At 73.1% G+C, this 17,976-nt stretch carries 3 protein-coding genes; all 3 read right to left on the bottom strand.

What is annotated here, in order from left to right; genetic code table 11:
• Positions 1-4,099, bottom strand: a 4,099-nt coding sequence (locus tag ACFVUT_RS37175) for a type I polyketide synthase (protein ID WP_389671138.1), incomplete at its 3' end; no start/stop codon positions are given.
• 48 nt (positions 4,100-4,147) lie between these two features.
• The gene (locus ACFVUT_RS37170) at positions 4,148-9,244 is read right to left on the bottom strand and encodes a type I polyketide synthase (protein WP_389660968.1); all 5,097 of its coding nucleotides are present in this window, start codon (positions 9,242-9,244) and stop codon (positions 4,148-4,150) included.
• 50 nt (positions 9,245-9,294) lie between these two features.
• The gene (locus tag ACFVUT_RS37165; RefSeq protein WP_389660966.1) at positions 9,295-17,961 is read right to left on the bottom strand and encodes a beta-ketoacyl synthase N-terminal-like domain-containing protein; all 8,667 of its coding nucleotides are present in this window, start codon (positions 17,959-17,961) and stop codon (positions 9,295-9,297) included.
• Positions 17,962-17,976: the final 15 nt, after the last annotated feature.

Raw genomic sequence — 17,976 nt, 5'->3', positions numbered from 1 at the left:
ACACCCCACCACCCAACCCCAAACCATCCCCCACACCCCGAACCGAATCAAACACCACCACATCCGGCACCCCACCCACCACACCACCCACCACATCACCCCAACGCCCCACACCCACACCCGCACCCGCACCCGCACCCGCACCCGTCAACTCGGGCAGCTCCACACCCGACCACCCCACACCGAACAACGAACCCCACACACCCGAATCCGCCACCGCACGCCGCTCCACACCCACCGAACGCAACACCAAACCACCCACCGACGCCACCACACCACCACCCACATCAGCCAACACCACCGACACCCGACCCTCACCCACCACCGAAACCCGCACCCGAACCACCGACGCACCCACCACACCCACCGACACACCCGACCACGCAAACGGCAACGCCGCCCCCTCACCCACCACACCAGCCACAACCACCCCATGGAGCGCAGCGTCGAGCAACGCGGGGTGAAGCCGGAAGTCGGACGGGTCCGCTCCTGCGGGGAGCGCGACATCGGCGTAGACGTCGTCACCGGAACGCCAGGCGGCGGTCAGACCGCGGAAGACGGGGCCGTATTGCAGACCCGCCTCCGCCATGCCGTCGTAGAAGCCGTCGAGATCCACGCGTTCGGCGCCCGCCGGGGGCCACTGCGAGACGTCGAAGGGCCGCTCCGGCTCGGGACCGGCGGCCGTGCCGGGGGCGAGGATGCCGGTCGCGTGCCGCGTCCACGGCTGGCCGCCGTCCTCGGGGCGGGCGTGCACGGTGACCGGGCGCCTGCCGTCCGGCTCGGCGCTGCCGACCGTCACGCGGATGGCGACGCCTCCCGACTCGGGCACGACCAGCGGTGTCTCCAGCGTCAGCTCGTCAATCACCGGGCAGCCGACCTGGTCGCCCGCGTAGATGGCGAGTTCCACGTGCCCGGTGCCGGGGAAGAAGGCGGACTCTCCGACGCGGTGGTCGTCGAGCCAGGGGTGCGTACCGAGAGCGAGCCGGCCGGTGAGGCTCAGCGCGTCCGTGTCGGGTGAGGGAACCAGGGCACCGAACAGCGGGTGGGTGGCCGGTTCGAGCCCTGCGGTCAGGACGTCTCCGGTGCCCACGGGGGCCGTGACCCAGTACCGCTCGCGCTGGAAGGCATAGGTCGGCAGATCGACCGGGGCAGGGGCGGCCCCGTCGAGGAGGGGACTCCAGTCGACGGGGGCGCCGTGCACGTACGCCTCGGCCAGCGACTGGGCGAACCGGCCCATGCCGCCGTTGTTGCGGCGCAGCGAGCCCACCGGGGTGGCGGTGGCGCCGGCCGCGGCCATCGTCTCGCCGAGGCCGACGACGAGTCCGGGGTGCGGGCTGGCCTCCACGAAGAGGGTGAATCCGTCGTCGAGCATCGCGCGGGTGGTGTCCTCGAAGCGCACGGTGCGGCGGAGGTTCTCGTACCAGTAGTCGGCGTCGAGACCGGTGGTGTCGAGCGGACCGCCGGTCACGGTGGAGTAGAACGTGGTCGAGGCCGGGCGGGGGCTGACCGCGGCCAGCTCCTCCAGCAGGCGGTCGCGGATCTCCTCCACGAAGACGGAGTGCGAGGCGTAGTCGACCGGGATGCGGCGGGTCTGCACGCCCTGCTTCTCCAGCTCGGCGTACAGCTCGTCGAGGGCGTCGGTCTCACCGCACACCACAGTGGAGCCGGGGCTGTTGACCACGGCGAGCTGGAGCCTGTCCTCCCAGCGTGCGAGCAGCGCCTCGGCCTGTGCGGAGGGCAGCCCGACCGACATCATGCCGCCGCGACCGGCCAGGTCCTGGCGGATGATCTTGCTGCGGAGCGCGACGACGCGTGCCCCGTCCTCCAGCGTGAGGGCACCGGCGACGCAGGCCGCCGCGATCTCGCCCTGGGAATGCCCGACCACGGCTGCGGGTTCGACGCCGCACGCCCGCCACAGTGACGCGAGCGAGACCATGACGGCCCACAGCACCGGCTGGACGACGTCGACCTCGTCGAAGGTGGGCGCGCCCGGACGCTGGTGGACGACGTCGAGGAGGTCCCAGTCCGTGTACGGGGCGAGTGCTTCGGCGCACTCGTGCATGCGGTGGGCGAACACCGTTGAGCTGTCGAGGAGTTCCACGGCCATGCCGGCCCACTGCGAACCCTGGCCGGGGAAGACGAAGGCGACCTGTGCCTCGCCCGTGGTGGTGCCGCGGACGACGTGTGCCGCCTTGGTGCCGTTGGCGAGCGCGTCGAGGCCGGTGAGCAGGGCGTCATGCGCTGAGGACGGGTCTCCGTCACTGCCCCCGGTGCCGGTCAGCAGCGCGTCCCCCTCACCGGTCGGGCCCTGGCCGCTCCTCCCGGTGCCGCTGCCTGCGGTCCTGTCGGCGTCCGGAGCCGTGTCGTTGCCGCCGAAGCCGCTGAGGACGACCGCGCGGTGCTCGAACGCGGTACGGGTGGCGATGAGTGCACGGGCGAGGTCCTGCGGACGCGCCGGGGTGCCGGTCTCGTCCCGGACGAAGGAGGCAAGCCGCTCCGCCTGGGCGCGCAGCCCGGCAGCGCTGCGCCCGGAGACCGCGAACGGGATGACCGGTGACACGAGGGCGGGGGTCTCCGCGTCGGCAGGCTCATCGGTTCCGGCCACCACGGCGTCGTCTCCGGCGGGCTCTCCCGTAGCGGAGTCTTCGGTACCTGCGCCGGTTCCTCGCGTCGCCCTGGATTCGTCGGCGGCGTCGGCGGTGACGGCTTCCGGTTCGGGGGCCTCCTGAAGGATCACGTGGGCGTTGGTACCGCTGAGACCGAAGGCGGAGATGCCCGCGGTGCGCGGGTGGCCGTTCCGGGGCCAGGGCTCCGGCTCGGTGAGCAGGCTGACGTGGCCGGCGGACCAGTCGACGTGGCTGGAGGGCTGCTCCACGTGCAGGGTCTTGGGCAGGGTGCCGTGGCGCAGCGCCATGACCATCTTGATGACGCCGCCGACGCCCGCCGCCGCCTGGGCGTGTCCGATGTTCGCCTTGAGTGAGCCGAGGCGCAGCGGGTCGTCGGCGCTGCGGTCCTGGCCGTAGGTGGCGAGGAGCGCCTGGGCCTCGATGGGGTCGCCGAGGGTGGTGCCGGTGCCGTGTGCCTCGACGACGTCGACGTGGGCGCCCGGTACCCGGGCGTTCGCGAGTGCCTGGCGGATGACGCGTTGTTGGGAGGGGCCGCTGGGTGCGGTGAGGCCGTTGCTCGCGCCGTCGGAGTTGATGGCGGAGCCCCGTACGACGGCCAGGACGGGGTGTCCGTTGCGCCGGGCGTCCGAGAGGCGTTCCAGCAGGACGATGCCGGCGCCCTCGGACCAGCCGGTGCCGTCGGCGGCGTCGGAGAACGCCTTGCACCGGCCGTCGGGGGCGAGGCCGCGCTGCTTGCTGAAGGCGACGAAGGGGGCGGGGGTCGACATGATCATCACGCCGCCGGCCAGTGCGAGGGTGCATTCGTCCTGGCGCAGGGCCTGGGCGGCGAGGTGCAGGGCGACCAGGGACGACGAGCAGGCCGTGTCGACGGTGAACGACGGCCCTTCGAGGCCGAGGGTGTAGGAGATGCGGCCGGAGATGACCGAGGCGGCGCGGGCGGTGGCCATGTACGCCTCGACGGCTTCGGGTACGCCTTCGGGGAAGTCGCCGTAGTCCTGGATACCGGAACCCATGTAGACGCCGACCCGGCCGCCGCGCAGGGTTTCCGGGTCGATGCCGGCCCGCTCGAAGGCCTCCCAGGCGACTTCCAGGCTGAGGCGCTGCTGCGGGTCGGTGGCTTCCGCCTCCATGGGGCTGAGGCCGAAGAACCCGGCGTCGAAGTCGCCTGCGCCCTGGACGAATCCGCCCTGGTGGACGTAGCTGGTGCCGGGTTGTGAGGCGTCCTGGCCCATGAGCTGGTCGAGGTCCCAGCCGCGGTCGGTCGGCATGCCGGACACGGCGTCACGGCCTTCGGCGACGAGCTGCCACAGGTCCTCGGGAGTGGTCACGCCGCCGGGGAAGCGGCAGCCCATGGCCACGATGGCGATGGGCTCCTGCGCCTGCGCCTCGGCGTCGTGGAGACGCCGCCGGGTCCGCTGGAGGTCGGCGGTGACCTTCTTCAGGTAGTCGAGGATCTTCTCGTCGTTGGCCATATCGGTCTCACCGAGTCCTTTGGGTCAGATGCCGGCAGCGTGCCCGTGTCAGGCGAGGCCGAGTTCTTGGTCGATAAAGGCGAGGACGTCGTCGGCGGACGCCTCGTCGAGGGAGTCCCCGACATCGACGACGGCGGCCGATGCGCCGCTCTGCTGGGCGGTCAGCTTGTCGAGGAGTGTCTGGAGCCGGGAGGTGATGCGGCTGCTGCGGATCTCCTCGATGTCCAGTGCGCCGACGAGTTCCTCGAACCGGTCGACCTCCGCGAGCAGGGGCACACCGGTGTCGTCGCCGTCCGGGAAGAGCCGGGTGTGGAGGTGGTCGGCGAGTGCGGTGGGGGTCGCGTAGTCGAAGACCAGCGTCGCCGGCAGGGCGGTGCCGGTGGCGGCGGTCAGTGCCTGGCGGAGCTCGACGGCCGCCACGGAGTCGAAGCCGAGGTCCTCGAAGGCGCGTTGGGGGTCGAGCTCGGACGGTGACTCGTAGCCGAGGAGGGCGGCGACGCGGGTGCGTACGAGGTCGAGCAGGGCCCGGCCGCGCTCGGCGTCGGTGAGGCCGGCGAGCCGTTCCATCAGCGCCGAGGCGTCGGGAGTCGTGGCGCCGGTGCCTGCGGACAGGACCTCCTGCACCTCGGGCAGGGCGTCGAGGAGCGGGCGGGGACGGGCGAGGGTGTAGGTGGGGGCGAAGCGTGACCAGTCGAACTCGGCGACGACCAGGTGGCTCTCGTCGTGTTCGAGTGTCTGGCGCAGGGCGCCGACGGCGAGGTCGGGGTGCATCGCGGGGGCGCCGATGCGGTCCATCACGGCGCTGAGTTCGGCGTCGACCATGCCGCCCTGCCAGGAGCTCCAGGCCACGGAGGTGGCGGTGAGTCCGCGGGCGCGGCGCCGGTGGGCGAGGGCGTCGAGGTGGGCGTTGGCGGCGGCGTAGGCGGTCTGTCCGGCACTGCCCCATACGGCGGCGCCGGAGGAGAAGAGGACGAAGGCGTCGAGGGGGTGGTCACCGAGCAGGGCGTCGAGGTGCAGGGCGCCGGTGACCTTGGCGTGGCCGACGGCGGCGAACTCCTCGGTGGTGAGCTCGGGGAGCGGTGCCAGGCGTTGGCCGGCCCCGGCGGCGTGCACGACGGTGGTCAGGGGCAGTTCGGCGGGTACGGCGTCGAGTATCGCGGCCAGCGCGGCGCGGTCGGTGACGTCGCAGGCGGCGAGGGTCACGCGGGTGCCCGCCTTCTCCAGTTCGGCCGCCAGATCGCGGGCGCCCTGGGCGGTGTCGCCGTGGCGGCTGAGAAGCAGGAGGTGTTCGATGCCGTCGGCGGCGAGCATGCGGGCCACGTGGGCGCCGAGGCCGCCGGTGCCGCCGGTGATGAGGGCGGTGCCGCGGGGGGTGCGGGGGTGGCGCGGGGCGCGGTCCCCGAGGGGTGCGCGGACCAGGCGTCGCGCGAGGACGGCGCCGCCCCGCACGGCGACCGCGTCCTCCCCGGACGCACCGGTCAGGACTTCGCAGAGCCGCCGCACCGCGGTGGGGTCGAGGTCCGCGGGGAGGTCGACGGTGCCGCCCCACGTGTCGGGGTGGTCGAGGGCGAGTCCGCCGCCGAGGCCCCAGAGCGCGCCCTGGGCCGGGGCGGTCAGCTCGGCCGGGGCGGTGGTGGCCACGGCGCCCTGGGTGGCGCACCAGAGGCGGGTGGCGAGACCGGTGTCGGCCAGGGCCTGGGCGAGGGTGACCGTGGCGGTCAGGCCCCGGGAGAGGTGCGGGTGGGCGGGGTCGGGGCGGTCGTCGAGGGCGAGCAGGGAGAGGATCCCGGCAGCCTGGTGGCCGGCGAGGAGCGGGGCGAGGCCGGCGCGGTCCTGTGCCGGGCCGACCTCGACGACCTGGGGGGTGGCTCCGTGGTCGGTGAGGCCGGTGAGGATCGCGTCGATCCGTGCGTCGCCGGTCGTGCCTTCCGCGACGGCGACGAGCCAGGGGGCGTCGAGAGCGGCGGGGGTGGGCGTGGGGGCGGCCGGTTGCCAGACGACCCGGTAGCGCAGGTTGTCGAGGGCGGCGCGCTCCTGGTGGAGGCGGCGCCAGCGCGCCAGGGCCGGCAGTACCGCGCCGAGGGCGCTCTCGGGGACGGCCAGCCGGTCGGCGAGCGCGGGGGCGTCCTGCTGCTCCACCGCTGCCCAGAAGTCCGCTCCGGCCGGGTCCGCGGCGGAGCCGGTGGCCGGCGGTGCGTATGCGTCGGCGCGTTCGGCCCAGTAACTGCGGTGCTGGAAGGCGTAGGTGGGCAGGGGGACCGGGCGGGCGCCCCGGTCCGCGAAGAAGGCGCTCCAGTCGACCGCGGTGCCGCGCGCGTGGGCGTGGGCGACGGCGGTGAGCAGGGTCCGTTCCTCGTCGCGTGCGCGTCGCAGGGTGGGCGTGCACACCACGTCGGGGGCGTCCGTGAGGCAGTCGGTGGCCATGGGTGTGAGGGCGGCGTCGGGCCCGATCTCGATGAAGACACGGGCGCCTTCGGCGTACAGGGCCCGGACTCCGTCGTGGAAGCGGACGGCTTCGCGGACGTGGCGGACCCAGTACCCGGGAGTGGTCAGATCGCCCGGGTCGGCGAGCCGGCCGGTCACGTTCGAGACGAGGGGAAGCCTCGGTTCCCGGTAGGTCAACTTCCCCGCGACCGCGCGGAATTCGGCGAGCATGGGGTCCATCAGCGGGGAGTGGAACGCGTGCGACACGGCCAGCCGCTTCGTCCTGCGCCCCAGCCCGGCGAAGTGATCCGCGACCCGGAACACCCCCTCCTCCGCACCCGACACCACCACCGACGACGGACCGTTCACCGCCGCGATCCCCACACGCACACCCGCACCCGCACCCACACCCACACCCTCGCCCTCGCCCTCGCCCTCGCCCTCGCCCTCGCCCAGCAACGCCGCGACCTCCACCTCCGACGCCGCCACCGCCACCATCACCCCACCCACCGGCAACGCCTGCATCAACCGACCACGCGCCACCACCAACTCCGCCGCATCCCCCAACGACAACACCCCCACCACATGCGCGGCCACGATCTCCCCGATCGAATGACCCGCCACCACATCAGCCCGCACCCCCCACGACTCCACCAACCGGAACAACGCCGTCTCCACCGCGAACAACCCCGCCTGAGCGAACATCGTCCCGTTCAACACACCCGCATCCGCATCCGCACCCACACCTGTATGTGCGTCCGCACCCCACACCACCTCACGCAACGAACAACCCAACCGCGGGTCCAACTCCGCCAGCACCGCGTCAAAAGCCTCCGCAAACACCGGAAAAGCCTCATACAACCCACGCCCCATACCCAACCGCTGCGCACCCTGACCCGTGAACAGGAACGCCGTCAGGCCGACGGGTTCGGCGCAGGAGCGCACCGGGCGGTTCGTCTCGTCGTCGTCGGCTGCGAGGGCGGTGAGGCCCTGGACGAGTTCATCGCGTCCGGCGGCCAGGAGGACGGCTCGATGGTCGAGGGCGGCGCGGGTCGTGGCGAGGGAGTATCCGAGGTCCCGTACGGAAGTCCCCTGTTGTTCGGGGGTGTTCAGGTGGTCGAGCAGACGGATGGCCTGGTCGCGCAGGGCGTCGGGGGTCCTGGCGGAGAGCGGCAACAAAGTCAGCTGCGAGGTCGTGGCGCCGGACGCTGCGGGTGCGGTGGACGCCGTGGAGGCAGCAGATGCGGTGGACGCCGTGGAGGCAGGGTCCTGTGTGGACGCAGCACCCGCCGTGGAAGCGGAGCCCGCCACGGAGCCGGTGTCGACCGTGGAGCCGGTCTCGTCCGGGGCGACGGTCTCGGCCGTGGCGACGGGCGCTTCCTCAAGGATGACGTGGGCGTTGGTGCCGCTGAGCCCGAACGCGGAGACGGCCGCTCGACGCGGCCGGTCGCGGTCGGGCCAAGGCAGGGGCTCGGTCAGCAGCGCGATGTTTCCGGTCGACCAGTCGACGGCGGGGGTGGGCTCGTCCACGTGCAGGGTGCGGGGCAGCAGGCCGTGCCGCATGGCCTGCACCATCTTGATGACGCCGCCGACGCCCGCGGCCGCCTGGGCGTGCCCGATGTTCGACTTGACCGACCCCAGGTACAGCGGCTGGTCGGCCGGCCGGTCCTGGCCGTAGGTGGCGAGCAGGGCCTGCGCCTCGATCGGGTCGCCGAGGGTGGTGCCGGTGCCGTGTGCCTCGACGGCGTCGACCTGGTCGGCGGTGAGCTGGGCCGCGGCGAGTGCCTGGCGGATCAGCCGTTGCTGGGCAGGGCCATTGGGAGCGGTGAGGCCGTTGGACGCGCCGTCGGAATTGACGGCACACCCCCGGACGACCGCGAGAACGGGGTGTCCGTTGCGCCGGGCGTCGGCAAGGCGTTCGACGACGAGCATGCCGACGCCTTCGCCCCACCCGGTGCCGTCGGCAGCGGCGGCGAAGGACTTGCACCGGCCGTCGGGGGCGAGGCCGCGTTCCTGGCTGAAGCCGACGAAGGAGGTGGGGGTGGCCATGACCGTCACCCCACCGACCAGGGCGAGGGTGCATTCGCCCGAACGCAGCGACTTCACCGCCCAGTCGAGGGCCACCAGGGACGAGGAGCATGCCGTGTCGACGGTGACGGCCGGGCCCTGCAGGCCGAGGGTGTAGGAGATGCGTCCGGAGGCGACGCTGGCCAGGCCGCCGGTACCGCCGTCCGTGGCGTAGTCGTGGTAGACGACGCCGGCGAACACACCGGTGAGGCTGCCCTTGAGCGCGAGCGGATCCACACCCGCGTGTTCCAGCGCCTCCCACGACGTCTCCAGCAGGAGCCGCTGCTGGGGGTCGGTCTCGCGGGCGTCCTTGGGGCTGATCTTGAAGAAGTCGGCGTCGAACCGGTCGGCGTCGTGGAGGAATCCGCCTTCGCGGGCATACGTCCGTCCTGGCGTGGCGGGTTCGGGGTCGTAGAGCCCGTCCACGTCCCATCCGCGGTTCACGGGAAAGGTCGTGATGCCGTCCCGGCCCTCGGACACGAGATCCCACAGCTCGTCGGCCGAGGTCACTCCGCCGGGGTAGCGGCAGCTCATGCCGATGATCGCGATGGGCTCGTGCTCCTTGGCCTCGGCCTCGCGCAGGCGTCGCTTCACCTGCCGCAGGTCGGCGGTGGCGCGCTGGAGGTAGTCCCGAAGCTTGTCCTGGGTTGCCATCTGTATCTCTACCAATCTCGGGGCGTGCGTCAGCCGTGGGCCTGGCGGAGCTAGAGGAGTCCGATCTCCTGGTCCAGCACCTCGAACAGCTCGTCGTCGGTGACCGAGTCGAGGTCGTCGTCCGCCTCGGGCCGTGTCGTGTCGTCACCGTGGGCGTCCTGCCAGCGGCGCAGCAGCGCTTCCAGACGAGAGGTGATCTTCAGCCGCTCCCCCGCGTCCGGGGCGGCGGCGATGAGGGTCGCGTCGAGCTGGTCGAACATGCCCATCAGGGCCTTGGCTCCGTCGTCGTCGGATCCGTCCGCGAGGAGCGCGGTGAGGTGGGTGGCGACCGCCCGGGAGTCCGGGTGGTCGAAGACGAGGCTCGCGGGGAGGGAGAGGCCGGTGGCACTGCCGAGCCGGCGGCGGAGTTCGACGGCGGCCAGCGAGTCGAATCCCAGGTCCTGGAAGGCCCGGTCGGCTCCGACGGCTTCCGGCGTCGGGTGCCCGAGCAGGGTGGCGACGTGGGAGCGGACCACCTCCAACAGGATGCGTCGGCGTTCGTCCTCGCCACGCCCGGAGAGGCGTCGGCGCAGTGCGGCAGCGGTGTCGGTGCCGCCACGGGCGTCGGTGCGTCCGGGGATCCGTACGACGGTGGTGAGCACCGGCGGCACCTGCTCGGCCTGGCGGCGCAGGACGCCCTGGTCCAGGTGGAGCGCGAACAGGACGGCCTCGCCGGTACGCAGCGCGGCGTCCAGGAGGAGCATGTTCCGGTCGTCGGGCAGGGGCGGCAGTCCCAGGCCGGCCATCCGCCGCCCCTGTTCACCTTCGGTGTCGGCGGATCCCGTCGCCGGGCCGAGGGCGAGGGTGGTGGCGGGGAGTCCGAGGGTGTGGCGGTGGTGGGCGAGGGCGTCCAGGAAGGTGTGCGCTGCGGCGGTGGGGGCCGCTCCGGCTCCGTGGATCAGGCCCTGGGACGAGGAGAGGAGCACGAAGGCCGACAGGCCGAGGTCCGCGGTGAGTTCGTGGAGGTTCCAGGCGGCGTCCGCGTGGCGCAGGGCCCGGTCGAGCAGGTCCGGAGTCCGCTCGCCGATCAGGGCGTTCGTCTCGGTGCCACTGCCCGTGTGGACGACGGCGGTGAGCGGCTGGTCGGCAGGGAGGGTGTGGAGCAGTGCGGCAAGGGCCTCCCGGTCGGCGGGGTCGCAGTCGCTGAGGATGAGGTCGACACCGCGTTCCGCGGCGAGGAGTTCGATGCCGGTGGCGCTGCTCCCGCTGTCGTCGGAGGAGGCGTCCGTGAGGCTGCGCCCGCTGTCGTCGGCGAAGGCGGCGGCGGAGGAGGCGGCGGCGGAGTCAGCGACACCGGAGCCCGGGGCGGACGGTTCGGTGGGGCACGGGGCCCCGGTCACCAGGAGTCGGGTGACGCCGTGTGCGGTGATGAGGTGGCGGGCCGTCACGGCGCCCGCGCCGCTCGCTCCCCCGGTGACCAGCACCGTTCCCTTCACCGGCATCGCGAAGTCGCCGGTGCGCGGCACGACCGTGGCGAGTCCGGGAACCAGGACTGTGCCACCTCGGATGGCGAGTTCTTCGGAGCCTGAGGTCAAAGCGTCCGGCAGCGTCGTCGCGGAGGCCTCGGACCCGTCCAGGTCCGCGAGGACGATCCGTCCGGGATGTTCGCTCTGCGCAGCCCTGACCAGGCCCCACAGGGGTGCCTGGCGGACATCGACCGCATCGGTGCCGGTCGCGACGGCGTCGCGCGTGACGACGACCAGCTTCGCGCCGTCGATGGGTTCGTGGTCGAGGAACTCCCTTATCAAGGACAGTACTTGGCCGGTTTGTGTACGGATCGAGGTAGGTACGTCGTCGTCCGGCGCGGCCGGGACCGGGACCGGGACCGGGACCGGGACCGGGACCGGGACCGGGACCGGGACCGGGACCGGGACCGGGACCGGCAGCAGGACGAAACCGGGTGCGGAGCCAGCAGCGGGCTCGCGAGGGTCGTGGAGGGGGTAGGGGTGGCCGGTGCGCGGGTCGTCGAGGGGCCCGGCGGCGGCGAGTACCGCGGTCGTGGCGCCGAGGGCGGCGATGTCGACGGGCGCCGGAGTCCACTCCAGCCGGTACAGCGAGCCTCGGGGCCCACCGTCGGCCAGGGCGTCCGGGGCGACGGGCCGCCAACTGGTGGCCTCGACGGAGAGCACGGGGCTGCCGTGTTCGTCGGCCAGGTGGAAGGACGGGCCGGTTGTGTCGGCCGGCCGGACGACACGGATGCGCAGTGCCGTGGCACCGGTGCGGTGGGCGTGGAGGCCGGTCCACGTGGCCGGTGTCAGGGGCCCGTCGGCAGGCTCCGCCGCTGCGACGCCCTCCGTGGTGCCGTCGGGCGGGGTGCCGAACCGGGCCAACTGGACGGCGGCGTCGAGCAGGGCGGGATGCAGGACGCTTCCGTCGCGGACGGCCTCGTCGTCGAGTGCGGCCTCGGCGAACAGTTCGTCACCGCGCCGCCAGACGGCCCGGAGCGTGCGGAAGGCGGGCCCGTACCCGTGGCCGAGCGCGAGCAGCCGGTCGTAGGCGTCATCGGGGTCCACCGGGGTGGCGCCGGGCGGCGGCCAGGCCGCGAGGTCGTATCCGTCCGGTTCGGCGGCGGGCGGTGCGAGGACGCCCTCGGCGTGGCGGATCCACGGTGCGGCGTCGCCGGTGTCCGGGGATCCGTCGGAGTCGGCGGGTCGGGTGTGGATGGCGACGGTGCGGCGGCCGTCCTCCGCGGGAGGGCCGACGGAGACCCGCAGCGCGACGCTTCCGTCCGAGGGCAGGGGCAGCTGCGCCACCACCTGGAACCGGTCCAGGCGCGGGCAGCCGGTCTCCATGCCCGCCCGCAACGCCAGGTCGACGAAGGCGGAGGCGGGCAGGGCCACGGTGCCCAGCAGATCGTGGTCGTCGAGCCAGGGCAGGGCGGACCGTTCCAGCCGACCGGTGAGCAGGGCGCCGCCGGTGTCCGGGAGGGTCACGAGCGCGCTCAGCAGCGGGTGGTCCACATCGCCGAGCCCGGCAGCGGCCAGACCGGCGCCGGTGCGCTCGGGAAGGGCCCAGAACGCCTCCCGGCGGAAGGCGTAGGTCGGCAGGTCGATCCGGTGCGCGCCGCTGTCGGCGAAGAACTTCGCCCAGTCGACCGGCACATGACGGGAGTGGGCGAGGGCGACGGCCCGGACGAGTTCGCGTGCCTCGTCGCGGTCGCGGCGTGCGAGCGGCAGGAAGGCGCCGGCCGCCGTGTCGGGGAGGCAGGCAGGGCCGAGCGCGGAGAGGACGGCGTCGGGGCCGACTTCGAGGTAGGTGGTGACGCCCGCCTCGTCGAGCGCCCGTATCCCGTCGGCGAACCGGACGGATTCGCGGACGTGCCGGACCCAGTGGGCGGGGTCGGCGAGTTCAGCGGCCGTGAGGGTCCGTCCGGTCAGGGTGGAGACGATCGGTATCGAGGGTTCGGCGACCTCGATCCCGGCGGCCACCCGGGCGAACTCGGCCAGCATCGGATCCATGAGGGGTGAGTGGAAGGCGTGCGACACCCGCAGGCGCTTCGCGGTACGGCCGAGCGCGGCGAAGTGGTCCGCGACGGCCTGTACGGCGTCGGCCGTCCCCGACACGACAACGGATTCGGGCCCGTTGACCGCGGCGACGGCCACCTCCGCGGTGAGCAGCGGGATCACCTCGTCCTCACTCGCCCGCAGCGCCGCCATCGCACCGCCTTCAGGCAGTGCCTGCATCAGGAGGCCGCGCGCGGCGACCAGCCGAGCGGCGTCCGCGAGCGCAAGCGCGCCCGATACGTGCGCCGCGACCAGTTCCCCGACGGAGTGGCCGGCGAGCAGGTCGGGGTGGATGCCCCAGGACTCCAGGAGCCGGAACAGCGCGACCTCGAAGGCGAACAGTCCGGCCTGGGTGTAGGCGGTGCGGTTCAGGGCGGCTTCGTCGCTCCGCACGATGTCGGCGAGCGGCCGGTCCAGGTGGCGGTCGAGCGCGGTCACGGCGTCGTCGAAGGCCCGGGCGAAGACGGGGTGGGCGCGGTGGAGTCGTCCGCCCATCCCGGCCCGCTGCGCGCCCTGTCCGGAGAAGAGGAACGCGGTGAGTCCGCCGGGCCTGCGGGTTTCGCCGTCGCCGGTGCGGACCGTGTCGGGGGTGGAGCCGCCGTCTGCCAGGACCGCAAGGTCGCGGAGCGCCTGGGCCCGGTCGCTGACGACCAGGGCGGCGCGCTGTTCCAGGGCGGTACGGGAGGTCGCCAGCGCGTAGGCGATGTCCAGGGCGCGCGCGTCGGGCCGGGCGTCGAGATGGCTCAGCAGGCGGGCTGCCTGCCGGGCGATGCCTTCCGGGTCGCGGGCCGACAGGAGCCAGGGCACTGGGGTGGTGTCGGGCTCCGGCACGTCGATCGTGGTGGCGGACGACGTGCCGGTGGCGTCGGAGACCAGCAGGGAGCCCTCGGCGACGTCGGACGTGAGACCGAAGCCGTCCGTGACGTCGGAGACCAGCAGGGAGCCCTCGGCGACGTCGGACGTGAGACCGGAGCCGTCCGTGACGTCTGGGTTCAGCAGGGAGCCCTCGGCTACGTCTGCGGTCAGCAGGGGGCCCTCAGCGATGTCTGGGTTCAGCAGGGGGCCGTCGGTGGCGTCGTGTGTCACCGACGGCGCCTCGATGATCACGTGGGCGTTGGTGCCACTGATACCGAACGACGACACCCCGGCCCGGCGCGGCCGGTCGAGCTCGGGCCAGGGCTGGGCGCGGGTCAGCAGGGCGACCTCTCCCGCTTCCCAATCGACCTGGGGTGATGGTGCGTCGAGGTGCAGCGACCTGGGCAGGATGCCGTGCCGCATCGCCTCGACCATCTTGATCACACCGGCGATGCCGGCGGCGGCCTGGGCGTGGCCGATGTTCGACTTGATCGATCCGAGGTGGAGCGGCCTGCCCGCAACGCGCTCCTGTCCGTAGGTGGCCAGCAGCGCCTGTGCCTCGATGGGGTCGCCGAGGGTGGTGCCGGTGCCGTGCGCCTCGACGGCATCGACATCGGCGGTGGTGAGGCCGGCGTTCGTGAGTGCCTGCCGGATGACGCGCTGCTGGGAGGGGCCGTTGGGGGCCATGAGTCCGTTGCTCGCGCCATCCTGGTTGACGGCGCTGCCGCGCAGGACGGCGAGGACGGGATGCCCGTGGCGCCGGGCGTCCGACAGCCTCTCCACGACGAGCATTCCGGCGCCTTCGGACCAGGCGGCACCGTCGGCGGCGGCGGCGAACGAGCGGCACCGGCCGTCGCGGGAGAGCCCGCGCTGCCGTGCGAATTCGATGAAGGTCTCCGGCGTGGACATCACGGTCACGCCGCCGACGAGCGCGAGCCCGCACTCACCGGACCGCACGGCCTGGGCCGCCAGGTGCAGGGCCACCAGGGACGACGAACACGCGGTGTCCACGGCCAGCGAGGGCCCTTCGAGCCCGAAGGTGTACGAGACGCGGCCGGGGCCCAGGGAGCCGGCGGCGCTGTTGCCCGCGTAGTCGTGGTACATCGTCCCGGTGAAGACCCCGGTCGCGGTGCCCCTGAGTGACAGCGGGTCGATCGCCGCCCGTTCCAGCGCCTCCCAGGCCACCTCCAGCAGCAGGCGGTGCTGCGGGTCGGTCGTCAGCGCGTCATGGGGGCTGATGCCGAAGAAGCCGGGGTCGAACTCCGCCGCGTCGTGAAGGAATCCGCCGTGCCGTACGTAGCAGGTGCCGGCCCGGGCCGATTCGGGGTCGTACAGGCCCTCCAGGTCCCAGCCCCGGTTCCGGGGGAACTCCGTGATGGCGTCGACTTCGTCGTGGACGAGCTGCCACAGGTCCTCGGGGGTGCGGACGCCTCCGGGGAAGCGGCAGGCCATCGAGACGATGACGACCGGGTCGTCCTCGCCGGGCACCGCGGCCGTGCTCCCGGGTACGGCGGTGGCCGTGGCCCGCTCGCCCACGAGCAGGGTGTCCAGGTGGTCAGCCACCGCGCGGGCGTTGGGGTGGTCGAAGACGAGGGTGGACGGCAGGCGGATTCCGGTGACGGAGGTCAGCTGGTTGCGCAGCTCCATCGCGGTCAGGGAGTCGAACCCGATCTCGGTGAAGGCGCGGTCGGGTTCGATGTCCCCGGCCGATCCGTGTCCGAGTACGGACGCGACCTGGGCCCGCACCAGGTCGAGGAGGGTGCGCAGGCGTTCCTTCGGGGCCAGGGCGGCCAGAGCGGCCTGGGCCTGCGGGATCGCCGTCGCCGCGTCGGCCGAGGCGCGGGGCCTGCGGCGTACGAGGCCGGAGAAGAGCGGCGGAAGCGGATCCGCTGCGCGCAGCGCCTTGAGGTCGAGGCGGACGGGCAGCAGATGCGGTGCCTCGTTCAGGGGTACGGCGGCGTCGAGCAGGGCCAGTCCCTGGGCGACGCTGAGGGGTTCGACGCCGGACCGGCTCATGCGGCGCAGATCCGTGTCGTCGAGACCGCTCGCCATGCCGTCCTCGTCGGCCCACAGACCCCAGGCGAGCGACTGTGCGGGGAGATCCTGTGCGCTGCGCAGGACGGCGAGTGCGTCCAGGAAGGCGTTGCCGGCGGCGTAGTTGGCCTGGCCGGCGTTGCCGAGCACCCCGGCGACGGACGAGAAGAGCACGAAGGCGGTGAGGTCGAGGTGCGCGGTCAACGTGTGAAGGTTCCACGCCGCGTCGACCTTCGGGCGCAGGACGTCGGTCAGGCGACCGGGGGTGAGCGAGCCGATGGTGGCGTCGTCCAGTACGCCCGCGCAGTGGACGACGGCGGTCGGCGGGTGCAGGGCCAGCAGGGCGCGTGCGGCGTCGCGGTCGGCGAGGTCACAGGCCACGACGGTGACCTCGGCGCCGAGACCGGCCAGCTCCGCGCGCAGATCGGCGGCGCCCGGTGAGTCCGGTCCCCGACGGCTGGTCAGCACCAGCCGCCGGACGCCGTGGACGGTGACGAGGTGGCGGGCGACGAGCGCCCCGAGTGTCCCCGTACCGCCGGAGAGCAGCACCGTCGCGTCCGCACCGCCGAAGCGGGCCGTTGGCTGCGCGTCGGTGCCGCCCGGACGCCCACCTACTTCGGTGGCCTGGTCAGCAGCAGCGTCGGGAGCATGGTCGGGGGCGTCGTCGGCCGGCTCCACGGTGTCAGAGGTTGTGCGTACGCGGATCAGTCGGGGAACCCGTACCGCACCCTGTCGGACAGCTGCCTCGGGCTCGTCGGAGGCCAGGAGGGTGGCGATGTCCAGGGTGCCGTCCGTGTCGGCGAGCAGGATCCGGTCCGGGTTCTCTGCCTGCGCGGACCGCACGAGGCCCGCGACGGCCGCCGCGGCCGGATGCGTCACCGTCTCGCCGGGCAGGGCGACGGCGCCACGGGTCACGACGAGCAGCCGGCTGGTCGCGAACCGGTCGTCCGCCAGCCACTGCTGTACGACTCCGAGCGCGCGGCCGGTCATGGTGTGGGCGTCGGACACCACGTCAGCGGCGGGGGGCGGGCACTCCCACACCAGAACCGCGGCGTCCGTTCCGGCGGCGCCGTCGCGATCCTCCCAGTCCACGGTGGTGGGGGCGGGAACAACGGTCGTGGTGGGCAGTGGGGCCCACTCCACGGAGTACAGAGCGCCCCGCTGTCCCTCGGCTGCGTGTTCGACCGCGACGGGGCGGGTGACGAGGGAGTCCACGGAGAAGACCGGTTGCCCTGTCCGGTCCGCGCCGGTGACGGTGATGCTGTCGGTGCCGGACGGTGCGATCCTCACCCGGAGCCGTGCCGCCCCGGAAGCGTGCAGACGGACTCCCTTCCAGGCGAAGGGGAGCAGCGCTGTCCCCGGGTCGGCTTCGGTGCTGCCGGGTGCGTCGCCGTCGCCGATCAGGGAGGCGTGCAGCGCGGCATCCAGCAACGCGGGGTGCAGGCCGTAGCGTTCGGCCTCCGTGCCCGACGCTTCGGGCAGGGCCACCTCGGCGAAGGTTTCGTCGCCCCGGCGCCAGGCTGCCGTGAGTCCTTGGAAGACGGGCCCATAGCCGTAGCCCTGGGCGATGAGCCGGTCGTAGACGCCGTCCAGCTCCAGCGCGGTGGCGGCCTCCGGAGGCCAGACCGTGGCGTCGAAGGACGGCGCGGTCGCATCGGGGACCAGGAGACCTTCGGCGTGCAGGGTCCAGGGGCTGTCGGCTGCGTCGTCGTCCTCGTCGCGGGAGTACACGGCGACGCTTCTGGCACCGGCCGCGTCGTCCAGTCCCATGCGTACGCGCACCTGGACGCCCCCGCGGGACGGCAGCACCAGGGGTGCCTGCAGGGTGAGTTCGTCGAGCACGTCGCAACCGACCTGGGCGCCGGCACAGAGCACCAGCTCGACCAGGCCCGTGCCCGGGAAGAAGATCGAGCTTCCCATGCGGTGGTCGGCGAGCCACGGCTGTGTGTCGACGGAAAGCCGGCCGGTGAGCATCAGGCCGCCGTCCGCTCCGGGAAGTGCCACCGCAGCGCCGAGCAGTGGGTGATCGGCATCGGACAGGCCCAGCGACCCGTGGTCGGCGACACCCAGCTCGGCAGTCATCCAGTACCGGTCGCGCTGGAAGGCGTAGGTCGGCAGGTCGACCCGGCGGGCACCCGAACCCTCGAAGAACCGCGCCCAGTCCACCGACACCCCCGCCACATGCAGCCGGCCCAGCGCGCTGACAGCCGTGGACGCCTCAGGGCGGTTCTTGCGCAGGAACGGAACGAACACCGCGGACTCCGAGACCACCGACTGCTGCGCCATCCCACTCAGCACACC

Source organism: Streptomyces sp. NPDC058051 (genome assembly GCF_042885475.1).
Lineage (GTDB): Bacteria > Actinomycetota > Actinomycetes > Streptomycetales > Streptomycetaceae > Streptomyces.
This window is presented reverse-complemented; position numbering and strand designations above follow the sequence as displayed.